This is a genomic window from uncultured Neptuniibacter sp. (assembly GCF_947498015.1).
Classification (GTDB): domain Bacteria; phylum Pseudomonadota; class Gammaproteobacteria; order Pseudomonadales; family Balneatricaceae; genus Neptuniibacter.
In genome coordinates this window covers 13,507-34,657 of sequence record NZ_CANMIR010000004.1, presented here as the reverse complement: position 1 = coordinate 34,657, position 21,151 = coordinate 13,507, and the positions used below count along the sequence as shown (strand labels likewise).

Below are 21,151 nucleotides of genomic sequence, written 5' to 3'. Positions count from 1 at the left end.
AATTAGACCGATTAATAAAATCTATTGCATCACCCGATGACACATTGGCTGACATACTTACAAAAAGTCAGTATTAATCCAATGGTTACCTTGCCAAACAAAAAAAACCAACCTATTATCTGTCCTTTGATTGGCAGCCTTGGCTGCCTTTTTGCGTTGTAGGGAATTAAAAACATGGCTGTAGAATCAATTATGTCTACCTACAATCGGCTCTCCGTTGCATTCGAACGCGGTGAAGGTAGCTGGTTGTATGATACCGATGGTAATAAGTACCTTGATGCTCTGTGTGGCATCGCAGTTTGTGGTCTCGGGCACACTCATCCTGCAGTGACCCACGCTATTTGTGAACAGGCTACCAAAGTCCTGCACACGTCGAACCTTTACACGATCCCGAATCAGCAGCAATTAGCTGAACGCCTGACCCAGATTTCAGGCATGGATAATGTATTTTTCGGCAATTCCGGAGCCGAAGCCAACGAAGCCGCAATCAAACTTGCGCGCCGCTATGGCCACGCCGTTCGCAATATAGAAAACCCTGTCATAATCGTCATGGAAAACTCATTCCATGGCCGTACAATGGCAACTCTTAGCGCCACAGGAAATCGCTCAGCACAGGCGGGTTTCGAACCACTTGTCAGCGGTTTTGTACGTGCACCATATGATGATGTCGAAGCGATCAAAGCGATCGCAGCCAATAATCCTAATGTGGTTGCTATTCTGGTTGAACCTATTCAGGGTGAATCCGGCATTCAGATTCCTGCCGACGACTATCTGAACCAGCTGCGCAATATCTGTGATGAACATGAATGGCTACTCATGCTTGATGAGGTCCAGAGTGGCAACGGCCGTTCCGGTAAGTATTTTGCTTATCAGCACAATGGCATCCTCCCTGATGTTGTTACTACAGCAAAAGGGCTGGGAAATGGTGTACCAATTGGTGCCTGCCTTGCCAGAGGCAAAGCAGCTAACATTCTGATCGCTGGAACTCACGGCTCTACTTACGGCGGTAACCCTCTTTCATGCGCAGCCGCACTAGCCGTCGTGAATACCATCATGGATGAAAACCTCTGTGACCGTGCAACAGAACTAGGCGACAAAATAGTTGCAGGCTTCCGTGATCAATTTGGACAGGCCGACTACATCAAAGAGATCCGTCACAAAGGGCTTCTCATTGCTATTGAACTATCAGAAGCAGGTAGTGAGCTCGCAGTCCTTTCCAAAGTGAAGGGAATTTTGCTGAATGTAACGGGTGGCGGCAAAGTTGTACGTATGCTTCCACCACTAACTATGACGGATAGCGAAGCAGAACTGCTTGTTAACACGCTATCACAGATTATTCGTGTCTATATGGCCGATGATCAAGTCGAATCTTAAGCACCTAGAAAAGAACTTAGATTAAGATGAGTATCAGACACTTTCTTACACTACGTGACCTCTCCTCAGAAGAGCTTCGCAAACTGGTCAGGCGCGCAAGTGAATTAAAAGCGATTCGCAATCGTGGCGAGATCTATGAACCGCTGAAAAACCGAGTAATGTCGATGATTTTTGAGAAGTCATCAACCCGTACCCGCGTTTCCTTTGAAGCGGGTATGGCTCAGTTTGGCGGTCACGCCATGTTCCTGTCTCCACGTGATACCCAACTTGGTCGCGGTGAACCGATCAGTGACAGTGCACGTGTGATCTCAAGCATGGTTGATGTTGTGATGATCAGAACCTTCAGCCACCAGCTGGTAGAAGAGTTCGCTGCTCACTCATCAGTGCCAGTAATTAACGCACTGACTGATGAGTATCATCCCTGTCAACTGCTAGCTGACATGCAAACCTACTTTGAGCACCGAGGTGATATTCAAGGCAAAACGGTTACCTGGATTGGCGATGGCAACAATATGTGCCACTCATACATCAATGCTGCACGCCAGTTTGACTTCAAGCTCAAGATCGCATGCCCTGAAGGATTTGATCCTGATCCAGAACTGGTTGCTGAGAACCAGTCTCGCGTTCTGATTACTCGCAGCCCAGAAGAAGCCGTTACAGACAGCGATCTGGTCGTCACAGATGTCTGGGCCTCCATGGGCCAGGAAGAGGAACAGAAAGAGCGAGAGATGAAATTTGCTGATTTTCAAGTGTCTCCTTCACTGATGGATAAAGCCAATTCTGATGCCATCTTTATGCACTGCCTTCCGGCACATCGTGGCGAAGAGATCAGTGAAGATATGCTTGAAGACCCTCGCTCAGTTGTATTCGATGAAGCTGAAAATCGTCTACACGCCCAGAAAGCACTGCTTGAATTTCTTCTGGTTAAATGAACGATAAGCAGGTAACCCGGTCTACCCCTGGTTACCTGCCCTTATTGCTCGTCCGTACTATACTGCCTATATTGTGCGCTATGAGAGCCTGACCGGAGACTTACTGATGATAGAATTGCGACATCTGAAAACACTGTCAGCCTTGAGGGATGCAGGCAGCCTAGTAGAGGCGGCAGAGCGTGTTCATTTGACCCAATCCGCACTTTCTCATCAGATTAAGGACCTTGAAGATCGCCTTAATTGCTCCCTTTTCATCCGCAAAACAAAACCCATCTGTTTCACCAGCGCCGGACAACGCTTACTCACCCTGGCAGATGAAATTTTACCGATGATTCGAAATACCGAAAGGGATATTGCCAGACTAGCAGGCGGCGAAGCTGGTCGACTGAATCTATGTATTGAATGCCACAGCTGTTTTGACTGGCTGATGCCAACCATCGATCACTTTCGCCAGCACTGGCCCGAGGTTGAACTGGATCTCTCAAGCGGGTTTAGCTTTCAACCTCTCCCAGCCTTAGCCCGTGGTGATCTAGACCTGGTCATCACTTCTGATCCAGAACAGCGGACCGGAATCACCTACATCCCACTATTTACCTATGAGTCCCGACTGGCTATCAGCAAACAGCATCGCTTAATGGCCCGACGTCATATCCATCCAGAAGATCTGAGCCAAGAGACACTGATTACCTACCCGGTTGAGCACCAGCGTCTGGATATTTTCAACCACTTCCTTGATGAAGCGGATGTTGAACCAGCAACCATCCGGACCGCCGAATTAACCGTTATGATGCTGCAGCTAGTTGCCAGCGGGCGCGGCGTTGCAGCCCTTCCCAACTGGGCGCTACATGAATACATTCAGCGAGATTACATCGTTTCCAAACCTCTAGGTGAAAAAGGTGTCTGGTGCACCCTTTATGCCGCTATTCGCGAAGATCAGAAAGACGCCGAGTTCATGGTGGATTTCCTTAACACTGCAAAAGATGTATCCTTCAGAAACCTGACCGGTATAAAGACCGCTTAGCCTGTCGCTTACCAAAAAATCAGCCAGCAAACAGATTCAGATTGTGAACACAAATTCGGCAGTTATATTCAACCAACACTCTGCTTACGCCAGCGAGCAGACCGCTTATTCACACTTCTACTTTATCTAGGTCTGTGGGTCTCGTGCCATCTGCACTCAACCAACAGGCCGCTCCCTAATTCAGTAAGTACTGCTTACACAAAATTTTAAAACAAAGTTTTTACACTGCATCCATTGAACGGTGCAGAATATCAGGAAGAGAAAAATGACTAGCGCTATATGGACTCCGTCAAGCTGGAGAGAGAAACCTATCGTACAACAGCCCTCTTACCCGGATCAGGGAGCGCTGAAGGCAGCCGAAACAACCCTGAGCCAAATGCCACCACTGGTATTTGCAGGTGAAATCAATCAATTACAGAGCGACTTAGCAAAGGTTGCTCAGGGTAAAGCCTTCTTACTACAAGGGGGCGATTGCGCTGAGAGCTTCAGCGAATTTAACGCTGACAAAATTCGCGACACCTTTAAAGTTTTAATGCAGATGGCCATCGTGATGACGTTCTCAGCGAGCTGTCCGGTTGTCAAAGTAGGTCGCATTGCAGGTCAATATGCCAAGCCCCGCTCCAGTGAGATGGAAGCCATCGACGGAGTTGAGCTGCCCAGCTATCGCGGTGATATTGTCAACGACATTAGCTTTACAGAAAGTGACAGACAGGCCGATCCTGAACGTCTGATTACAGCGTACCATCAAGCTGTTTCAACACTTAACCTGTTACGCGCATTTTCCCGCGGTGGCTTTGCAGACCTTCACCAGGTCCACTCATGGAATCAAAGTTTTGTTACCAATAGCCCGCTCAGTAACAAATATCAGGATCTGGCTGATCAGATTGACCAGACATTACGCTTCATGGAAGCTTGCGGAATAAACTCCCGCAATACCCCCCAACTTCATGAGACATCATTATATACGTCCCATGAAGCACTGCTGCTGGGGTATGAAGAAGCATTAACACGTCAGGATTCTCTTTCTGGCAACTGGTATGACTGCTCCGCCCATATGCTATGGATCGGTGATCGTACTCGCCAGCCTGATCATGCACATGTGGAATTCTTACGGGGAGTAAAAAACCCAATCGGAATCAAAGTTGGTCCCAGTACTCAGATTGCAGACCTAGAACGCTTACTCGAGATCCTAAATCCAAATAATGAAGCGGGGCGCATCACTCTGATTGCCAGAATGGGAGCAGAAAAAATAACAGAGTTTCTGCCACCGCTTGTGCGTGCAGTTAAGTCTTCCGGCCAGCAGGTCATCTGGAGCTCAGATCCGATGCATGGCAACACGATCAAAGCGTCAAGCGGCTATAAAACCCGAAGTGTCGATTCAATTCTAAAAGAGATGAAAGGTTTCTTTGAAGTTCACAAAGCCGAAGGAACACACGCGGGTGGTGTGCATTTTGAGATGACTGGGCAAAATGTAACTGAGTGTATTGGTGGCGCCTACATGATCAGCGAAACGCAACTTGCTGACCGCTACCACACCCATTGCGACCCACGCCTCAATGGTGAACAAGCACTCGAACTTGCCTTTATGATCGCAGATACACTAAAGGCTGCAAGAAGCTGACAACTGATGTAAAAAAGCCTGTGCCGATAAGCACAGGCTTTTTTCTTCCTCTTTGTTAGCTACCCAGCAAACCTTTAAGGACAATACTGCGATAACTCACAATCCCTAACACCTGATCATTTTCGATCACAGGTGCGTGCGCCAACCCAAAGTTTTCAAACAGGCGTGAGCAGTAACGAATATCCATGTGAGGATCCACCGATATCACCGGCTTTGCCATTACCTCATAGACATTCACGCGTTCCGGTGAACGATCCTGAGCCACTACCTTTTTAGCAATATCAGACAGCAGTAATAATCCATACTCGTCATCATCATGACGCTTATTGATAATTAGCACACGGGCGTTTTCAGCCTGGAAGATTTTCAATGCCTCCTGCACCGTCATCAACCCATCGATCATAACAAACTCACCCGTCATCACATCCCGTGTTCGGACTACTTTACGATCCTGACTCATAACTCTTCCTCTACCACTGTTGCCAGCTCAGCCACCTGATGAGAAACGCCAACAGCATCTTCAACATCAATCTGGATAGCAATTCCTCTACCTGGCTGCTCATCCAACTCAGCCACATTCGAGATTGTTTCTAAAATCTTTCGACTCAGATGCTCTTCAACAATAAACAGTACGACATCGCGCTGAGTTTCAAGCGTCAAACCAAAAAACGTTTTAGTTTTATTAACACCTTCACCACGCGCATTATTGATGACCGTAGCCCCTGTTGCACCGGCCTCACGAGCCGCTTTCATCACCGCGTCCGTTTTTGTGTCTTCGACAAAGACCACTAACAATTTGAAATGCATATTCGCCTCTTACACTAGTGAGCTGCTTTGGCGCGTTTAGCCCTTAGCTCAGAAATTTGTGCGTACGCCATCACTGTAATCATAGGAAACAGGCTGGCAAACGCTATCAATCCAAATCCATCTATCAATGCACTTCTGCCTGGTACAGTTTCAGCCAACCCCAATCCAAGGGCAGCTACCAATGGTACCGTGACGGTAGAGGTTGTTACCCCGCCTGAATCATAAGCCAGAGGAACAATCAATTTCGGTGCAAAAAACGTCTGCACAACGACAACAATGTAGCCGGCAATGATAAACCAGTGAATAGGGTAACCGGTCACAATTCGCCAGGTCCCCAGCGAGATACCGATAGCCACACCTATCGCCACAGCAATACGCAGCCCCCAAACACCGATCGCGCCACCGGAGACTTCATTGGCTTTGATCGCCACAGCAATCAGGGACGGCTCAGCAATAGTGGTACTTGCACCAATCGCAAACGCAAAAATGTAAACCCAAAAATAATCCTGCCAGTGCAAAGCCCCGGCTACGTTCCCACTCCACCCACGAATAAAGTCAGGGTCGGTCAGCTGCTCTGCCATCAACCGACCAACCGGAAACAGCGCTTTCTCTAAGCCAAGTAAAAACAGTGCAAGGCCGATAATGACATACGCAAAACCGATCAGAACCTTTCTTAAATTCGCAATCCTTCGACGTATGACTAGGAACTGGAAACCAAAGATTATCAGAGCAATCGGTATTACATCTTTAATTGTAGACAGCGTTATGCTCAGAAATTGATTGAGAAGTTCCATCAAATCACCATCCCGTAAGCCATGACAAAAATCATCGGCGTTAAAGATGCAAACGCGATCAAACCGAAACCATCTATCATCGGATTACGCCCCTCAATAGATGACGCCAATCCCACACCTAACGCAGTTACAAGTGGCACAGTGATCGTTGAAGTTGTAACACCGCCGGAATCATAAGCGATACCGATAATTTCCCTCGGCGCAAAAGCAGTCATAATTACCACCAGCATATAACCAGCAATAATCATATATTGAATCGACCACCCCTTAAGAATCCGAAGCACTCCAAGAACAATCGCCAGCCCCACTGAAAAGGCAACGGTATAGCGCAGGCCCGATGCATAACTTAATTGAGCCTGCTCTGTAGCCTCGATCATACCTCCGTTAGCCGCAACGGTTGCAGCTTCAGCGGCGACAGCGATTAACGCAGGCTCTGCCACTGTTGTTCCAAAACCAAGTGAAAACGCAAAAACCATCAGCCAGAAAACGCTTCCTTTGCGGGCAAAAGCATGAGCCATACTCTCCCCTATCGGGAACAGCCCCATCTCTAACCCATATATAAAGAAGGTAAGCCCTGCGACCACACAGATAAGCCCGGTCAGCAAACCAATAAGATCTGGCACCGGTTGTTGCAAAACAGCCAACTGAAAAAAGGCGATAACTAATACGATGGGTGCCAGATCCCTCAAGCTTCCCATCATCGATTGTCCTAGTGCAAATAACCCAGCTTTCAACTCGGTTAACTCCTTAAAAGTAAAAGGGTTATAACTAATTGGGAAGGCTACGATGTTGAGAGGTATGTGTAAAGAGCCAATTCCAGAGTCTTAGGAATTGTTTTGCTCACATTGGACTAAATGGTCGGAACAATGACCCAAGCCCGGAACAAGCACAATAAATTGGAGGAACGACTAGCACCGAAATCAATGAATGATCGGAGGTTCATCCGGCTCATCAGGCACTACAATATGCCCGCTGCTATCCAGAACAAGTACGCCGTGCTCGACACCCAACTCCAGCATTTGATGCAACATCATGCGCGTCAGGTGTGCGCTAATAATCAGACCTGCTGGAGGATCACCATCAAAAAGATCTTCATCGATAAGATCCTCTGGCCGTAAGCCTAGCAATAAAGGATTTTCTGCGATCAAGGGCGCGATATCCTCAGGCGCAAAAACAGAATAATCAGAAGAGATATCAAGGGCTCTCTGATAGGCATCTTTATCACGTGTATTTTCCTGCAGCAGATCCAGAAAAACAGATTCAGCAGTAGCGAATATCTCTGAGAGCTTGCTGACCCCTCCTAATGCAATATTCCGCTTAGCTGTTTCAGATGTACTGTAATCAATATCAATCGAATACTGGGTATCCTGTGAAAGCTCCTCCTCATCAACCAGTACATGCCCCTCTTCATCAATATCGAGCCACTCCTGCTCAACAGCAACAGCCAGCAACCCCTCTAAAGCAGCCGCCAGTATATTGCTACAGATAATGACCCCAACTGAAGGGTTCTCACTCTCCTGCCGGTTCATTATCAAGTCCCCTGCTCTGGCAGCCAGCAAGGTAGGATCCTGCTCTACTATCTCAGCGAGCTGATCTGCACCCAGGAACAGCCGCTCATGACACAAACGCTCCGCTGTCAGGTACGGCTCAGTAAACCCATTAGCCTGCATACGCCGCACATAATCGATACGTATCTCTTCGAGCAATGCAGTTAACAGTCCACTCATGAAAAACCTGATCCTAATAAGAAATGAAAAAAGGAGGATTTATATCTAAGGTTACTATGACAATGGTCGATTGTTACTAAGGAAGCAACTAAAAAATCCGAGAAGGGGGCAAAAAATGCAATTCTGGGATAGCGCGAAGGAAACTCAACCTGATGACGAAGAGGGCAGTGTTTATATACTGTCTGATAACTAACAGCTAAGGTCTGCCAGTAGAAGTCACTCTGGCAGACCTGACGAATTTATCAGTGAAGGGTCAACCCAATAGGTTTCGCCTGTGACTTAACACTATCGAACAACTCTCTTAGATTAGCCAGATTTGTTAACCCATAATCTTCTGGAGATGCCGGCAGCTCAAGCCACTCAAGAGACCAGACGCGAGTCATTAGCTCATACTCTCCGATCAGCGCATCAAGGTATATCATCACAGCCTCAATACGTGGATCCATATCTAGAATTTTAGGCGCATCTCCCATATAAATCTCAAGATGAAGACGCTCCTCGACCACTGAAATGCGGCACCAAAAATCACTTATCTCACAAAACTCTTCACCGATATTGACGGACAAAGGGATGGGATCGTAGCGGTTATTAAATGCTTTAAACTCAATACCGGAAAGTTCAGGTGCTGCGCCGATCAGACTCAGAACCGAATGAATTGATTCTGGGAAACCATCACAACCAAAGATCATCTCTATCGCAGCCTCATTATCCTCATCACTCTGAAAGTGAAAAGTCAGATTACGATCAATCTTTTGTAACTGCTCCCGATAAAGCTTAAGCAGAGGTTCTGCTTCGAAGCGATCATCGCTCCGACTGGAAAGTAGCTGCTCAATCGTTTCCTGCAACTGCTGCCAAAACGAACTGATCTGTTTACGATCTAATATCATCAATTAGCTGTTCTGTAAGATAAAGGTGGAATTAAGTGCGTGGAACAACAACGCCTGTTTGTCCCTGGTATTTACCATCGCGATCTTTATATGAGGTTTCACACACCTCATCACCTTGGAGAAACAACATCTGCGCTACACCTTCATTGGCATAAATTTTAGCTGGCAGAGGTGTAGTGTTTGAAAACTCGAGAGTCACATGCCCTTCCCACTCAGGCTCAAGAGGAGTGACATTGACGATAATTCCGCACCGAGCATACGTACTTTTACCCAAACAGATAGTCAGTACATCTCTTGGAATTTTAAAGTATTCAACCGTGCGAGCCAGGGCAAATGAGTTTGGAGGGATTATGCACACATCAGACTCAATATCCACGAAACTACCAGCATCGAAGTCTTTTGGATCCACAATGGACGAGTTGATATTTGTGAAGACCTTAAATTCATTGGCACAGCGCACATCATAACCGTAACTGGAGGTACCATAAGAAACGATACGAGAACCATCCATCTCTCGAACCTGACCCGGTTCAAAAGGTGAAATCATATCTTTCTCTTCCGCCATACGACGGATCCAGCGATCTGCTTTAATGCCCATAGTGGCTAATTCCATCCGGTATAATTTTCAAGCCGGGCATTGTACCTTTTTTCATCCAGATGAACAAAGCGGGCAAATTCAATGACGCAAAAAAAAACGACCCCCAAAGAGATCGTTTTTATTACTTGAAGGGGCGATACTGATAGGTTAATTCAGTAAATTCGCAGTTTTCTCATATTGCTCAGCCAACCAAAACTCAGCTGCCGTTTTCCCTTCATCACGAAGCATATTAGCCTGACGGCGAAGCTCTTCCGCCATCTCATGCCGTGAAGGGGAACTGGGTTTAGCCTTAATCATCTTGATATTCGCAGTTGCTCTGTAGTCCATCACACATCCCTCTGGCTTTCATTATTGTTGTAATAGCTGGAACCTTTAAGTCTAGACAGCTTTTGAGAGTATGACACCTAAACTGATTAAATTTTGATCAGGATCAAACTTTAATCATCCTCAACTATAATTGAGGGCACAACGATATCAACCTGCTTATTCTTCATAGCCAATCGTATAGCTAGCTTCCTCGCAACCTTCCGGTAGATCATCGCATACTCACCCTCTGGCTCCGCAGCAACACTAGGTGTACCAGAATCAACTTGCTGACGAATTGACAGTGCTAGCGGAAGCTCACCCAAAAGCTCTGTCTCGTAGAGTTCAGAAATTTCCGCACCGCCACCATCGCCAAAAATCGCCTCTGTATGACCACAGTTACTGCAGATATGGGTACTCATATTTTCAATAACTCCGAGAACCGGAATATCAACCTTTCTAAACATCTCGATACCTTTCTTCGCATCCAGAAGCGCAATATCCTGAGGTGTTGTCACAATAACAGCACCGGCAACAGGCACCTTCTGCGATAAGGTCAACTGAATATCCCCTGTGCCAGGCGGCATATCGATAAACAGATAATCCAGATCACTCCAGCGAGTCTGTGTTAACAGTTGCTGTAGAGCACCGGCCGCCATTGGTCCGCGCCAGACCATGGCAGTATTTTCTTCGACCAAATAACTCATGGACATCGACTGAAGCCCATGCGCTTCAATCGGTTTGAAAGACTTCTCATCAAAGGGTTCCGGCCTAACACCCTCATCGACCCCTAACATCATCCCCTGACTGGGGCCATAGATATCCGCATCAAGGATACCAACCCGCGCGCCTTCAGCAGCCATCGCCAACGCCAGATTGACAGTCGTAGTGGACTTACCCACACCACCTTTGCCCGATGCCACCGCAATAATATTCTTAACGCCTGACATTAATGGAATGCTATTTTGCCCTGGGCTCGATTCAATCTGATGACTCACGTTTACTTCAGCAGAATCAACACCTTCTAATTCAAGAAGCTTTGCAACAACTCTCTCTTTCCACTGCTCTGCCACCCCTGCAGATGGATAATTTAAAATCACCCTCACACCCACATGCCCTTTATCAACCGATATAGCCTCTATGGAGCCAACAGAGAGCAAATTATGACCCTGAACAGGATCGGGGAAATGACTTAACAGATCTTCAACTTGAACTTCAATACTGGACACTTTATTCCCCGTTTGTTTGATCTTAGTAAACAGTTTTTTTAGCACAACAAATACCCAACTAAATTAGTAGGATTTTTACATGACAGCATCGACACTGTCTATACGCTTGTTAAAAAGACCTACTCCTGGATTTTAAGGCGCGCCGGATAACTCAATGGCCATCTCTCTGGCACGAACAAAATCAATTTTACCGCTACCTAAAACAGGTATCGCAGCCACCGGGTAAAATGCCGAGGGACGTAATAGCGCCGACATTTTCCCATCTACAAGCTGCTGTCGAATCTCTTTTTCATCAACAGCCCCCTCAATCAACATAACGACTTTCTCACCTTTACGACTGTCAGGCAGATTAACCGCTACCAGCGGACGCTCCTGCTGACCGACAAGTATCCTGACTTGGCGTTCGACCTCCCCTAAACTGATCATCTCCCCACCCAGTTTCGCAAAACGGCTATATCGGTCAACGATCGTCAGGAATCCATCCTCATCCAGATGCCCTTTATCTCCACTTTTATACCAACGAATACCATCTTTAACTGTGATCGCTGCAGCGGTTTTATCCGGCTGATTCAGATAACCTTGCATAATCTGTGTACCGCCAATAAGAATTAAACCACTCTCTCCCACTGGCAGCTCCTCCAATGAATCTGGATCAACAATTCGAAATGTAGATCCCGGCAGCGCCATTCCAACGGTCCCAGGTTTATTCCCAATCTGAACAGACCACCAGTCTGTATCCAGCGAGTCTGGAAGATTAGTACTGGCAACCGGCGTTGTCTCGGTGGAACCGTACCCTTCAATGACCGGCACATGAAATCGGCTCTGAAAGCTCTCCCGCACCTGCTGATCAAGCTTTTCTGCACCCGCAACTACCGCACGCAATGATTCGAACATTAAGGGATGTAACTTCTTATTGCGGCAATAGAGTCTGAGGAAGCTGGATGTAGCACACATCAAGGTAGCCTTGAATCGAGCGACCCCCTTTCCAATTTTGTAGGCATCGGTTGGATCGGGATGGCACACCAACGGAATACCTTCAACCAGTGGCATCAAACATGTCACAGTTAATCCAAACGCATGGAAAAGAGGCAGCGTTGCCATAATACAGTCCTCCTCCCTTACGTTCAGAACGTCTGCAGTCTGCCGTAAATTAGCCATCATATTGCGTTGACTGAGCATCACTCCTTTTGGTGCACCTTCACTACCGGAAGAGAAAAGGATCGCTGCGGTACTTTCAAGATTAGTTCGCTGATTGAGTAAAGGCTGAAGAAGGAATGTTGGCAAGCAGGAGACAGCACCATACATCAGTAGGGACTCAATCCGGCCAATCCCTTCCTTAATATCCTCCATATAGCAGACATGTCGGCCTTCAAGTAGCGGAGAGGGATCAATCCCACGTGCTTTAAGCTTTTTGATGAATCGATGGGCAGTGATAATCGTTTCAATTTCTGCCTGCTCCAGTGCAGAGCTCATTGCAGCACCGGACGCAGTAAAATTCAGATTAACCACTGTTTTTCCTGCCATCAGAGAAGCCATATTCGCAATTGCTCCCGCACTTGATGTTGGCAGCAGCAGCCCTATATTCTCCCCACGGGATCGTTTGATACGCTGACTAAACAAAGCGCAAGCGGTCAGCATCTTTTTATGACTGAGTGGTTCACCATCAACATCGGTTACCGCATAACCCGATGACGCTCCCTTCATCGATCTGACAAAAGCATTGGGCAACGTTTCCAGAGTTTCAGTATGCTTATCCCATGCATGAATCGATAATTCGAATACCTTCTTTTTTACCTCTGCCGCTGTACTTGAAATGGGCATAGATTGGCCAAAGGCAACAATCACTTCTCGCTTGAGCCCCTGCCTGCGGATCAGCTTCATTTTGTCCGATGAACGCGAGAATCGACTACCCCATAAACCCCGCATATAGAATGGGACAATCACCCCAGACGCCTCTTCGCAGGCCTTCTCAAACCCACGTTTGAATTCACCTAACTGGCCGATATGGCTAATGGCACCTTCAGGAAACAGACAGACAACCTCACCCTGATTCAAGCACTCTTTAACTTGAGCAAGCGCCTGCCTACTATTACCTTTGGAGATAGGGATAACCCTGTAAAGATTCAAGAACCAACGCAGATACCACCGCTCGTAGATACTGCGCTCCATGACAAAATGAATATGCCTGGGACAAGCCATCTGAATCATCGCCCAATCCAACCAACTGATATGATTGCCCAGCAACAGTGTCCCCTTGCCACTCTCGGGCAAATTCTCAAATCCCAGTACCTGAAGATTATATTTTCGCCGAAAGAGCATCATAACCAGAAGGCGTATAAAAGCCTGGGGCAAAGTAATTATCGCAAATACCGTACCCCCTACCGCAATGACAGCCAGCAATTTCAACAACCAGACGCCATCTATCCCCCCCCACGCAAAGAGCACTGTTATACCGAGAAAACTCAGCATCATCAGATTTTGGATAAAATTACTACCCGCGATCACGCGCCCCGTTTCTGATTCAGCTGCATGAAACTGAATCAATGCATTCAGAGGAACATTCATCATGGCGCCGAACAAACCGATCACCAAGAAACAGCCAGCCATAAGCCACATTGAATCAAGCAGAGGTAAAAAGATAAGCCCTAACGCCACACCTAAAGCACCCACAGGTATCAAACCCACATTGATGTAGTGTTTCGAAAACCGCCCGGCGAGCATCGAACCCAGCATGATACCTACCCCGGCTAGCGCCATAACGCCTTGAATGACAAAGGTATTATGCTGATCAAGATGTGTCTCTACAAAAGCGGGAAACACAGCCAACATTACCTGACTAACAGACCAAAAAAGAGACAACCCAATGATCGCCAACCAGATTGGACGCTTACTATGCAGGAGTGACAGATTCCCCTGCATTGTTCTACCGGAGAAGTATGCTTTCTTATCAAACTCCATCTGCTTGTCGATGCCGCTCAGTTGCGGCAATCGATACGCAAGATAGAGTTCAACCAGCGCCCCCATGACTAACAACCATCCTAACGGCGCCACCGTAACTAAGGCCTCTTCAGGAGATAACTGCTCTACCCCCTCCAACCTCAGCTCAAACAGAAGGGAAAAAACCACAATGCCCGACAGAATCGCGATCATAGTCACCGCCTGTACCCAACCGTTTCCCTCACTGAGGTTATTCACCCCTACCAGCTCCTTGATATATCCATATTTTGCTGGGGAATAGAATGCACTTTGTAGAGCTAGAATAAAGGTCAAAGCAAAGGCAGGAATAAAGAGGCCAAAGTAATAACAGGCGGTGATAAGCAGTGTGATTACCACAGCCCCCCAAGCAGAGAGTTTCATCACCTGATTCTTAGGGTACTTGTCTGCAAGGAATCCCGCAGGGGTAAATAGCATGATAAAAGGCAGTAATATCAGTCCATTAACAACAGCGGTGAGTACAATCTGCGTATCTCCATCATATGCCTTGAACAGGGTGTTCTGGATAATAATTTTATGACCCAGATCGACAAACGCATTGATAAAGGCGACACAGATAAACGCGATAAAGCCATGAACTTTCAACAACTCTTTCATCATTCACTCCAGATAGCCCTCTTCAGATTGCAAGAGAGCAAACCCAATGTTAACCGTCTGAACTGCTAGAAATAAAGCAGCCCCATCTCTCCGCTAGAGCTTACTTAATAGGAGTACACGAGGAATCTACAATGCATTAAGTATCACTTATCAATACTTGATAGATTACACCAAGCCCTATTTAACTGGTCAGACTTATTCCGGGTTTAGATGATGAAAAAGATAATGACCGAGACCAAACACAAGGTAGGGGGGGTTATCACCTGCGTAATTGCCAGACCGCCAGAGAGGAATCGAGAGAGTGAGGGGACAGTCAAAGTAGTGACGGATATATCCTGAAAGCCCTGATTCGCAGGCTTCTATCCAATGACCATTCCCTCAAACTTATGGGAATTTTACAAACAGAGAACTCCAGAGCCCTCTCCTCCCCCCGGGATCATGATTTGCGGGAAAGAAACACTCCACACTCCAGATGATCGGTGTACGGGAACTGATCAAATATTGCGAATCGTTTCAGATCATGTGTCTGTGTAATAACTTCCAGGTTCTCATTAAGCGTATCCGGATTACAGGATATATAGAGAATATTATCGTACGCCTGCACCTGCTTGACCGTGTCATCATCCAGCCCTGAACGGGGGGGATCAACCAGAACTGTGGTAAAGTTACACTCATCCAGTCCGAGATCTTTTGTTCTACGCTTGACGACAGCACCACTAAGAACCTGAGAAAACTCTTCAGAGCTGATCCGTACCACATCAACATTATCAATCTGATTTGCTTCAATATTAAACTGAGCCGCACGCACGGATGTTTTTGATATTTCAGTTGCTACGACACGCCGGAAATTCTGTGCCAACGGCAGTGTAAAATTGCCATTACCACAATAGAGTTCAACCAAATCTCCGCCGGCCCCCTCAGTAGCATCAAGAGCCCAACGAATCATATGGCGACAAACTTCACCGTTAGGTTGAGAGAAACTATTTTCAACCTGCTTGTAGATATACTCCCGACCGAGGATATCCAGCTTTTCAATTACAAAATCCTGATCAAGTAATATTTTTGTCTTGCGAGAGCGCCCTACTAGCTGGATATTGAAACGCTCTTTAAGCACTTTCGCCGCTTCCACCCAATCCTCACCAATAGGGCGGTGATACAGTAAAGTGACCAGCAACTCACCACTTAACGTACTCAGAAAATCGATCTGGAATAGCTTTCTTCGTAAGATTTCCGAAGGCTTGATCACCTCCAGAAGTTCAAACATCACCTCGTGAATTCTTTCTGAGACCATAGGACAGTTATCGATACGAATACGGGCATGCTTGTTGCCTTTCTCGAACATCACATAGTAGAGATCATCGTCATCGTGCCAAACTCTGAATTCACAGCGCATACGATAGTGGCTTCGTGGCGATTCAAATACTTCAATCTCTGGCAGATCAAAACCTGCGAACTGCTCTGCAGTATTCGCTTTTTTGACCGCAAGTTGTGCTTCATATTTTTCAGGTTCAACAACAGAGATGGACATTCGTGCCTCGAATTCAGCCAGATTCAAAAAGCGGGCATTCTAACAGGATGTTACCCCGGCTGCTATTGACTTACCTATATACCGACATACGTTAAGCGACTACGAAAAGTGGCTTTTCTTGCCCCCGCAGCCCGGATGAAAACCTCGAAATCGATCTGCCAGATATTGCCACTCTTCGAGCTTATCCAACAAACCCAAACGCTCAAGATAGGCATGACTCAACCGGCTTGAGATCTGACAATTCAACTGATTGGTGACATTAGGCAGGATAGCATCCGCAACATGTACCGCGGTAAGCGCACTGAAATCATCAAATTTTGATGAGGATGGAAAGTGATGGAATAGAACGGTTTCAATGACGCCGGGCGCAATATTCCAACGTGAGAGCATATAGGCTCCCACTTCAGTGTGCGTCACTCCCAGCCGCATCTTCTCAACTGCATACAGGGGCTGACCCAAACGACTCGCTTCATAGATAATCTTTCGATACCCCTCGGCATCATGTGTTGCAAGTATCAACATGCCAAAGTCCTGCAACAGTGCCGCCAGAAATGATTGATCCATCACCTCTTGTGGCGCTTTAACAGAACGACAGATCTCCCGTGACAACCCGGCAACCAAAACCGAACGGTCGCGGATATGATCAAAAGCAAAACAGCTCCAGGAACCATCCTGCGGATATTGATCAAAGACTTTACTGGTCAATACAAGATCTCTAACTTCCCGCATACCCAATATGGTAACCGCCTCTTTCAGATTGGAGATAACCCGATGCATCGTAAAGCATGCAGAGTTAACCAATTGCAGGATTTTCGCTGACATCGCCATATCCTGCTCAATGATCGCTGCGATACTGCCTGCTGTACTGTTTTCTGAAAGAAGCTCCTGATTTAGGCGCATATAGGTATCCGGGATTGATGGCAGCACCTTAATTTCCTGAATGATCTGATAAATTCGGTCTCGACCAATGACATCTAAAGCTCTCTGACTCTCTTCAATAGCAGAGATCATAGCTTGGGGATCACCATCAACCGGAAAAAGCCGATGACACACCTCAGAAAACGCCACACGATTTGAAGCATTCATATATGGGTAGATGGCAAACCTGATACCCTCAGAACGGATACAAACAAGATCATGAATTTGTTTTAATTCAACTTCTTTTGACAAACAACCAAGCCCCATAACAATCAGGTCATAATGGTGCTCAGCATAAAACTCTTTCAGCGCTCCCCAGTCATAAACAACATCAACTTTAAAGCCACTTTTTTCTTTTATTTCAGCAAGGTAACATTCAAAAGCCTCTGTATCGTTAGAGAGAATCAAAGCTTTTCCACTCAAAGACCCGGTAGATAAATCACACACAAACGCCACCAAAAACGATCATTCAACAACAAAACAATAAAATATATTTTTGTTTTAAACAATAGAACAAATCTATTTCCGGCGACTCTCCCTCGACATTAAGAGGACATAAAAGAAACGGTACAACCCATGACCGGATCACGACCATCAGTACATACACCCTTTCCACTCAACAGCAATTCCAGCCAAATTCACCGCATTTACGAAGACAATGGTTCATATACTCCCTCAAACATCGTAAAATCCCCGCTCTTATTTTTATTGATTTCAGGTTCTCCGGCAGATCATGACTGACAGCAAACGCAAGATTCTTGTAACCAGCGCCCTCCCTTATGCAAATGGCCCAATTCATTTAGGCCATCTGGTGGAATATATCCAGACAGATATCTGGGTACGCTTCCAAAAACTGCGTGGACACCAATGCACCTATGTATGCGCGGATGATGCCCACGGCACTCCGATCATGCTCAAAGCTGACCAGTTAGGCGTATCACCTCAGGAACTGATCGACACAGTCAGCGCAGAACATCAGCGCGACTTTGCCGGCTTCATGGTTGGATTCGATAACTACTATTCAACTCACTCTGAAGAGAACCAACATTTTGCATCCCTGATTTACACGGCATTGAGGGATGGCGGGCACATTGCGAAGAAAACAATTACACAAGCTTATGATCCCGAAAAAGAGATGTTCCTTCCGGACCGCTTTGTCAAAGGGGATTGCCCGAAGTGTAATGAACCTGACCAGTACGGTGACTCATGTGAAAAGTGCGGAGCGACCTACAGCCCAGTTGAATTGAAGAACGCTTATTCAGCTGTTTCAGGGGCAAAACCTGTTGAAAAAGAGTCTGAGCACTATTTCTTTAAACTGGGCGACTTTGAATCCTTCCTGCGCAACTGGGTCGATAACCACGTTCAGGAACAGATGATCCACAAGCTCAATGAGTGGTTTGAGTCAGGCCTGCAGAACTGGGATATATCACGCGACGCGCCATACTGGGGTTTCGAAATTCCAGATGCACCGGGCAAATACTTTTACGTCTGGCTTGATGCACCTATCGGTTATATGGCGAGCTTTAAAAACTGGTGCGACAAAAACGGCGTCGATTTTGATGAATATTGGTCAGCCTCATCTGATGCTGAGCTGTACCACTTTATAGGCAAAGATATCGCGTACTTCCATACGCTGTTCTGGCCAGCCATGCTCGAAGGTGCGGGCTTCCGTAAACCAAACGGTGTATTCTGCCACGGTTTCCTGACAGTGGATGGCCAGAAGATGTCAAAATCTCGTGGCACCTTCATCATGGCGGAAACCTATCTAAAGCATCTGCGTCCTGAGTATCTGCGTTACTATTTTGCCGCCAAGCTAAGTTCCGGCATAGATGACATCGACCTTAATCTGGAAGATTTCCGCATGCGTGTAAATGCGGACCTTGTAAATAAGGTCGTCAATATCGCTTCCCGCTGTGCAGGCTTCATTAAGAAGAAGTTTGATGGCCAGATGGCTCCTGCATTAGCACAACCTGAGCTGTATCAGGAAGCCGTCGCTGCCGGTGATAGCATCGCCCAGGCATATGAAAATCGCGAATTCGGCAAAGCGATGCGCGAAATCATGGCGCTTGCTGATAAGGCCAATCAATACATTGATGCCGCTGAACCTTGGGTTCTGGCAAAGCAGGAAGGTAAAGAGCAAGAGGTTCAGGACTGCTGCTCTATGGGCATCAACCTCTTTAAAGTCATCGTTACTTACCTTGCACCTGTACTGCCTCAGGTCTCGGATGAGGCTGCAGCCTTCCTCGCTGTTGATAATCTCAACTGGGATAGCATTGCCAAACCTCTGCTGTCTCACAAGATCAACAAATTCAAACCGTTGATGCAGCGTGTAGAAGAGGATAAGGTAAACGCCATTATCGAGGAAACTAAAGAAGTTCTGACAGCAGTTGCTGCTGAAGCACAGAAGGCAAACCAGCCTAAGACCACTCCCCTCACCGAGGAGCCCATTGCTGAAACAATTGAATTCCCGGACTTCGCCAAAGTTGACTTACGCGTTGTTCGTATCGCGAAAGCCGAACATGTGAAAGGGGCTGATAAGCTCCTGCAACTGACACTCGATCTGGGCGGCGAAACTCGCAATGTATTTGCTGGCATCAAATCAGCCTACAAGCCTGAAGACCTGGAAGGAAAATTAACCGTAATGGTAGCTAACCTAGCACCACGGAAAATGAAGTTTGGTATCTCAGAGGGCATGGTTTTAGCGGCAGGCCCTGGAGGCGAAGACCTCTGGATTCTGAACCCGGATGACGGTGCTCAACCAGGCATGCGTATTAAGTAAGACCCCAACAGCAGTCTGCCAAAATAACGTTACGGCAGACTGCTGACTTGGCCAGCAAGCCTCTGGCACCCGTAGTTAAATAGACAGGATATACAGCCTGAACATGGCAGATTCTAAAAGGACTTTTAGATACTTAAGCAGAGTGCATCTGCTTTTTATTCTCGCAACTATCACCTGCATTCCAAGTTATGCAGCCAATCTGGCTGTGCTCTATCCTGAATCCCCACCCCCTTACAAACAGGTGTTTGAACAGATTATTTCAGGTATCCAGCAACAACACTCGGATAAGATAGTACGCTACCCTCTCAGCCGTGAATTCGATAAAACAGAGCTGCTATCAAAATTGAAAAATGACAATATCGATATGGTGGTTACACTGGGTCGCCGTAGTTTTTCAATGATCGATTCAATCAAGCCTCTCTTCCCCTTTGTCAGTGGAGCACTGCCACTCCGTCCTGGTAACATTTCAGGGGTCAGCCTGATAACAAATCCTAAGAATCTCTTTGAACAACTTGAGCAACTTTCACCCTCCACAAGGAAAATTCATGTTGTCCACACACCTCATAATGACTGGTTGATAGATGCAGCCAAGCAATCGACCAAAGGCAAGAATCTGAAACTGATCAATTATCGAGTAGATACGATCGCCGATGCGGTCAAACAATACCGATCCATTATCCAGTCTGCAGACAAGCAGGATGCTATCTGGCTACCCATAGATCGGGTCACAGCAAACGAGAAGGTTATTTTACCGCTGCTTCTAAGAGAGTGCTGGGAGAAGAAAATCGTTCTGTTTTCCAGTAAACCCTCACACGTAAAACGTGGCTCTCTATTCTCACTTTATCCCAATAATGAAGCATCCGGAGTCAGACTCGCCAAGATGGTTCAGCGTATCTATTCCGATAGTGTAAACCCTGGTGTGGTAACATCTGAAAGCAGCAATGTCGGCGTAAATCTGAGGACTGCAAGACATCTGGGACTTGAATACTCCCCAAAAGTTAAACAAACGTTTTATCTGACTTTTCCTAAGCCGTAAGTACAG

The 21,151-nt window shown here is 46.6% G+C and carries 18 protein-coding genes; 6 read left to right on the top strand and 12 right to left on the bottom strand.

Annotated elements, in window-relative coordinates:
- The first annotated feature begins 174 nt into the window (after positions 1 to 174).
- The 4 genes from Q0882_RS06165 (at position 175) to Q0882_RS06150 (ending at position 4,948) form a co-directional block, all read left to right on the top strand.
- Positions 175 to 1,374 carry an aspartate aminotransferase family protein gene (locus Q0882_RS06165; protein ID WP_299179168.1) on the top strand — a complete coding sequence of 400 codons (1,200 nt, stop codon included), beginning with the start codon at positions 175 to 177 and terminating at the stop codon, positions 1,372 to 1,374.
- A 26-nt stretch (positions 1,375 to 1,400) separates the two neighbouring features.
- A complete protein-coding gene (gene argF, locus Q0882_RS06160) occupies positions 1,401 to 2,306 on the top strand; it encodes an ornithine carbamoyltransferase (protein WP_299179167.1) in 906 nt (301 codons plus the stop codon).
- Between the two features lie 106 nt (positions 2,307 to 2,412).
- Positions 2,413 to 3,327, top strand: coding sequence for a LysR family transcriptional regulator (locus Q0882_RS06155; RefSeq protein WP_299179166.1), 915 nt, complete (start codon positions 2,413 to 2,415; stop codon positions 3,325 to 3,327).
- 265 nt (positions 3,328 to 3,592) lie between these two features.
- Complete coding sequence (locus tag Q0882_RS06150) at positions 3,593 to 4,948, top strand: class II 3-deoxy-7-phosphoheptulonate synthase (protein ID WP_299179165.1); 1,356 nt, start codon at positions 3,593 to 3,595, stop codon at positions 4,946 to 4,948.
- A gap of 55 nt (positions 4,949 to 5,003) precedes the next feature.
- On the opposite strand, the gene Q0882_RS06145 is transcribed toward Q0882_RS06150, so the two are convergent.
- The 12 genes from Q0882_RS06145 to Q0882_RS06090 all read right to left on the bottom strand — a co-directional run bounded on the left by Q0882_RS06145 (position 5,004) and on the right by Q0882_RS06090 (position 17,777).
- Entirely contained in the window at positions 5,004 to 5,408 is a 405-nt protein-coding gene (locus Q0882_RS06145) for a CBS domain-containing protein (protein WP_299179164.1), read from the bottom strand.
- Positions 5,405 to 5,755, bottom strand: a complete 351-nt coding sequence (locus Q0882_RS06140; protein ID WP_299179163.1) for a P-II family nitrogen regulator — start codon at positions 5,753 to 5,755, stop codon at positions 5,405 to 5,407. Before Q0882_RS06140 ends, Q0882_RS06145 begins: the two co-directional genes overlap by 4 nt.
- 14 nt (positions 5,756 to 5,769) lie before the next feature.
- A complete protein-coding gene (locus tag Q0882_RS06135; protein ID WP_299179162.1) occupies positions 5,770 to 6,549 on the bottom strand; it encodes a DUF1538 domain-containing protein in 780 nt (259 codons plus the stop codon).
- Positions 6,549 to 7,250, bottom strand: coding sequence for a DUF1538 domain-containing protein (locus tag Q0882_RS06130; RefSeq protein WP_299179621.1), 702 nt, complete (start codon positions 7,248 to 7,250; stop codon positions 6,549 to 6,551). The genes Q0882_RS06135 and Q0882_RS06130 overlap by 1 nt, the downstream gene beginning before the upstream one ends.
- Before the next feature lie 219 nt (positions 7,251 to 7,469).
- Positions 7,470 to 8,276: a hypothetical protein gene (locus Q0882_RS06125; protein ID WP_299179161.1), complete on the bottom strand. Its 807-nt coding sequence runs from the start codon at positions 8,274 to 8,276 to the stop codon at positions 7,470 to 7,472.
- A gap of 242 nt (positions 8,277 to 8,518) precedes the next feature.
- Entirely contained in the window at positions 8,519 to 9,163 is a 645-nt protein-coding gene (locus Q0882_RS06120) for a hypothetical protein (RefSeq protein WP_299179160.1), read from the bottom strand.
- Between the two features lie 31 nt (positions 9,164 to 9,194).
- Positions 9,195 to 9,761 (bottom strand): dCTP deaminase, encoded by a 567-nt coding sequence (gene dcd / locus Q0882_RS06115; protein WP_299179159.1) that lies wholly within the window; start codon positions 9,759 to 9,761, stop codon positions 9,195 to 9,197.
- Between the two features lie 147 nt (positions 9,762 to 9,908).
- Positions 9,909 to 10,088 (bottom strand): hypothetical protein, encoded by a 180-nt coding sequence (locus Q0882_RS06110; protein WP_299179157.1) that lies wholly within the window; start codon positions 10,086 to 10,088, stop codon positions 9,909 to 9,911.
- A gap of 110 nt (positions 10,089 to 10,198) precedes the next feature.
- The gene (apbC, locus tag Q0882_RS06105; RefSeq protein ID WP_299179155.1) at positions 10,199 to 11,338 is read right to left on the bottom strand and encodes an iron-sulfur cluster carrier protein ApbC; all 1,140 of its coding nucleotides are present in this window, start codon (positions 11,336 to 11,338) and stop codon (positions 10,199 to 10,201) included.
- Between the two features lie 87 nt (positions 11,339 to 11,425).
- Entirely contained in the window at positions 11,426 to 14,884 is a 3,459-nt protein-coding gene (locus Q0882_RS06100; RefSeq protein WP_299179618.1) for an acyl-[ACP]--phospholipid O-acyltransferase, read from the bottom strand.
- A gap of 436 nt (positions 14,885 to 15,320) precedes the next feature.
- Positions 15,321 to 16,412, bottom strand: a complete 1,092-nt coding sequence (gene trmA / locus Q0882_RS06095; protein ID WP_299179153.1) for a tRNA (uridine(54)-C5)-methyltransferase TrmA — start codon at positions 16,410 to 16,412, stop codon at positions 15,321 to 15,323.
- A 99-nt stretch (positions 16,413 to 16,511) separates the two neighbouring features.
- Positions 16,512 to 17,777 (bottom strand): HDOD domain-containing protein, encoded by a 1,266-nt coding sequence (locus tag Q0882_RS06090; protein ID WP_299179151.1) that lies wholly within the window; start codon positions 17,775 to 17,777, stop codon positions 16,512 to 16,514.
- Positions 17,778 to 18,063: 286 nt separating this feature from the next.
- Between Q0882_RS06090 and metG the strand changes: the two genes are divergently transcribed.
- Both metG and Q0882_RS06080 read left to right on the top strand, forming a co-directional pair.
- Entirely contained in the window at positions 18,064 to 20,109 is a 2,046-nt protein-coding gene (gene metG / locus Q0882_RS06085) for a methionine--tRNA ligase (RefSeq protein ID WP_299179149.1), read from the top strand.
- A gap of 103 nt (positions 20,110 to 20,212) precedes the next feature.
- A complete protein-coding gene (locus Q0882_RS06080) occupies positions 20,213 to 21,145 on the top strand; it encodes an ABC transporter substrate binding protein (protein WP_299179147.1) in 933 nt (310 codons plus the stop codon).
- The last annotated feature ends 6 nt before the right edge of the window (positions 21,146 to 21,151 follow it).

Bases quoted from the DNA above. Each gene is read 5' to 3' on its own strand.
- dcd (WP_299179159.1), bottom strand. From the start codon at position 9,761: ATGGGCATTAAAGCAGATCGCTGGATCCGTCGTATGGCGGAAGAGAAA.
- Q0882_RS06140 (WP_299179163.1), bottom strand. From the start codon at position 5,755: ATGCATTTCAAATTGTTAGTGGTCTTTGTCGAAGACACAAAAACGGAC.
- Q0882_RS06110 (WP_299179157.1), bottom strand. From the start codon at position 10,088: ATGGACTACAGAGCAACTGCGAATATCAAGATGATTAAGGCTAAACCC.
- Q0882_RS06135 (WP_299179162.1), bottom strand. From the start codon at position 6,549: ATGGAACTTCTCAATCAATTTCTGAGCATAACGCTGTCTACAATTAAA.
- Q0882_RS06125 (WP_299179161.1), bottom strand. From the start codon at position 8,276: ATGAGTGGACTGTTAACTGCATTGCTCGAAGAGATACGTATCGATTAT.
- Q0882_RS06150 (WP_299179165.1), top strand. From the start codon at position 3,593: ATGACTAGCGCTATATGGACTCCGTCAAGCTGGAGAGAGAAACCTATC.
- Q0882_RS06145 (WP_299179164.1), bottom strand. From the start codon at position 5,408: ATGAGTCAGGATCGTAAAGTAGTCCGAACACGGGATGTGATGACGGGT.
- Q0882_RS06080 (WP_299179147.1), top strand. From the start codon at position 20,213: ATGGCAGATTCTAAAAGGACTTTTAGATACTTAAGCAGAGTGCATCTG.
- Q0882_RS06120 (WP_299179160.1), bottom strand. From the start codon at position 9,163: ATGATATTAGATCGTAAACAGATCAGTTCGTTTTGGCAGCAGTTGCAG.
- metG (WP_299179149.1), top strand. From the start codon at position 18,064: ATGACTGACAGCAAACGCAAGATTCTTGTAACCAGCGCCCTCCCTTAT.
- Q0882_RS06155 (WP_299179166.1), top strand. From the start codon at position 2,413: ATGATAGAATTGCGACATCTGAAAACACTGTCAGCCTTGAGGGATGCA.
- trmA (WP_299179153.1), bottom strand. From the start codon at position 16,412: ATGTCCATCTCTGTTGTTGAACCTGAAAAATATGAAGCACAACTTGCG.
- argF (WP_299179167.1), top strand. From the start codon at position 1,401: ATGAGTATCAGACACTTTCTTACACTACGTGACCTCTCCTCAGAAGAG.
- Q0882_RS06100 (WP_299179618.1), bottom strand. From the start codon at position 14,884: ATGAAAGAGTTGTTGAAAGTTCATGGCTTTATCGCGTTTATCTGTGTC.
- Q0882_RS06130 (WP_299179621.1), bottom strand. From the start codon at position 7,250: ATGATGGGAAGCTTGAGGGATCTGGCACCCATCGTATTAGTTATCGCC.
- Q0882_RS06165 (WP_299179168.1), top strand. From the start codon at position 175: ATGGCTGTAGAATCAATTATGTCTACCTACAATCGGCTCTCCGTTGCA.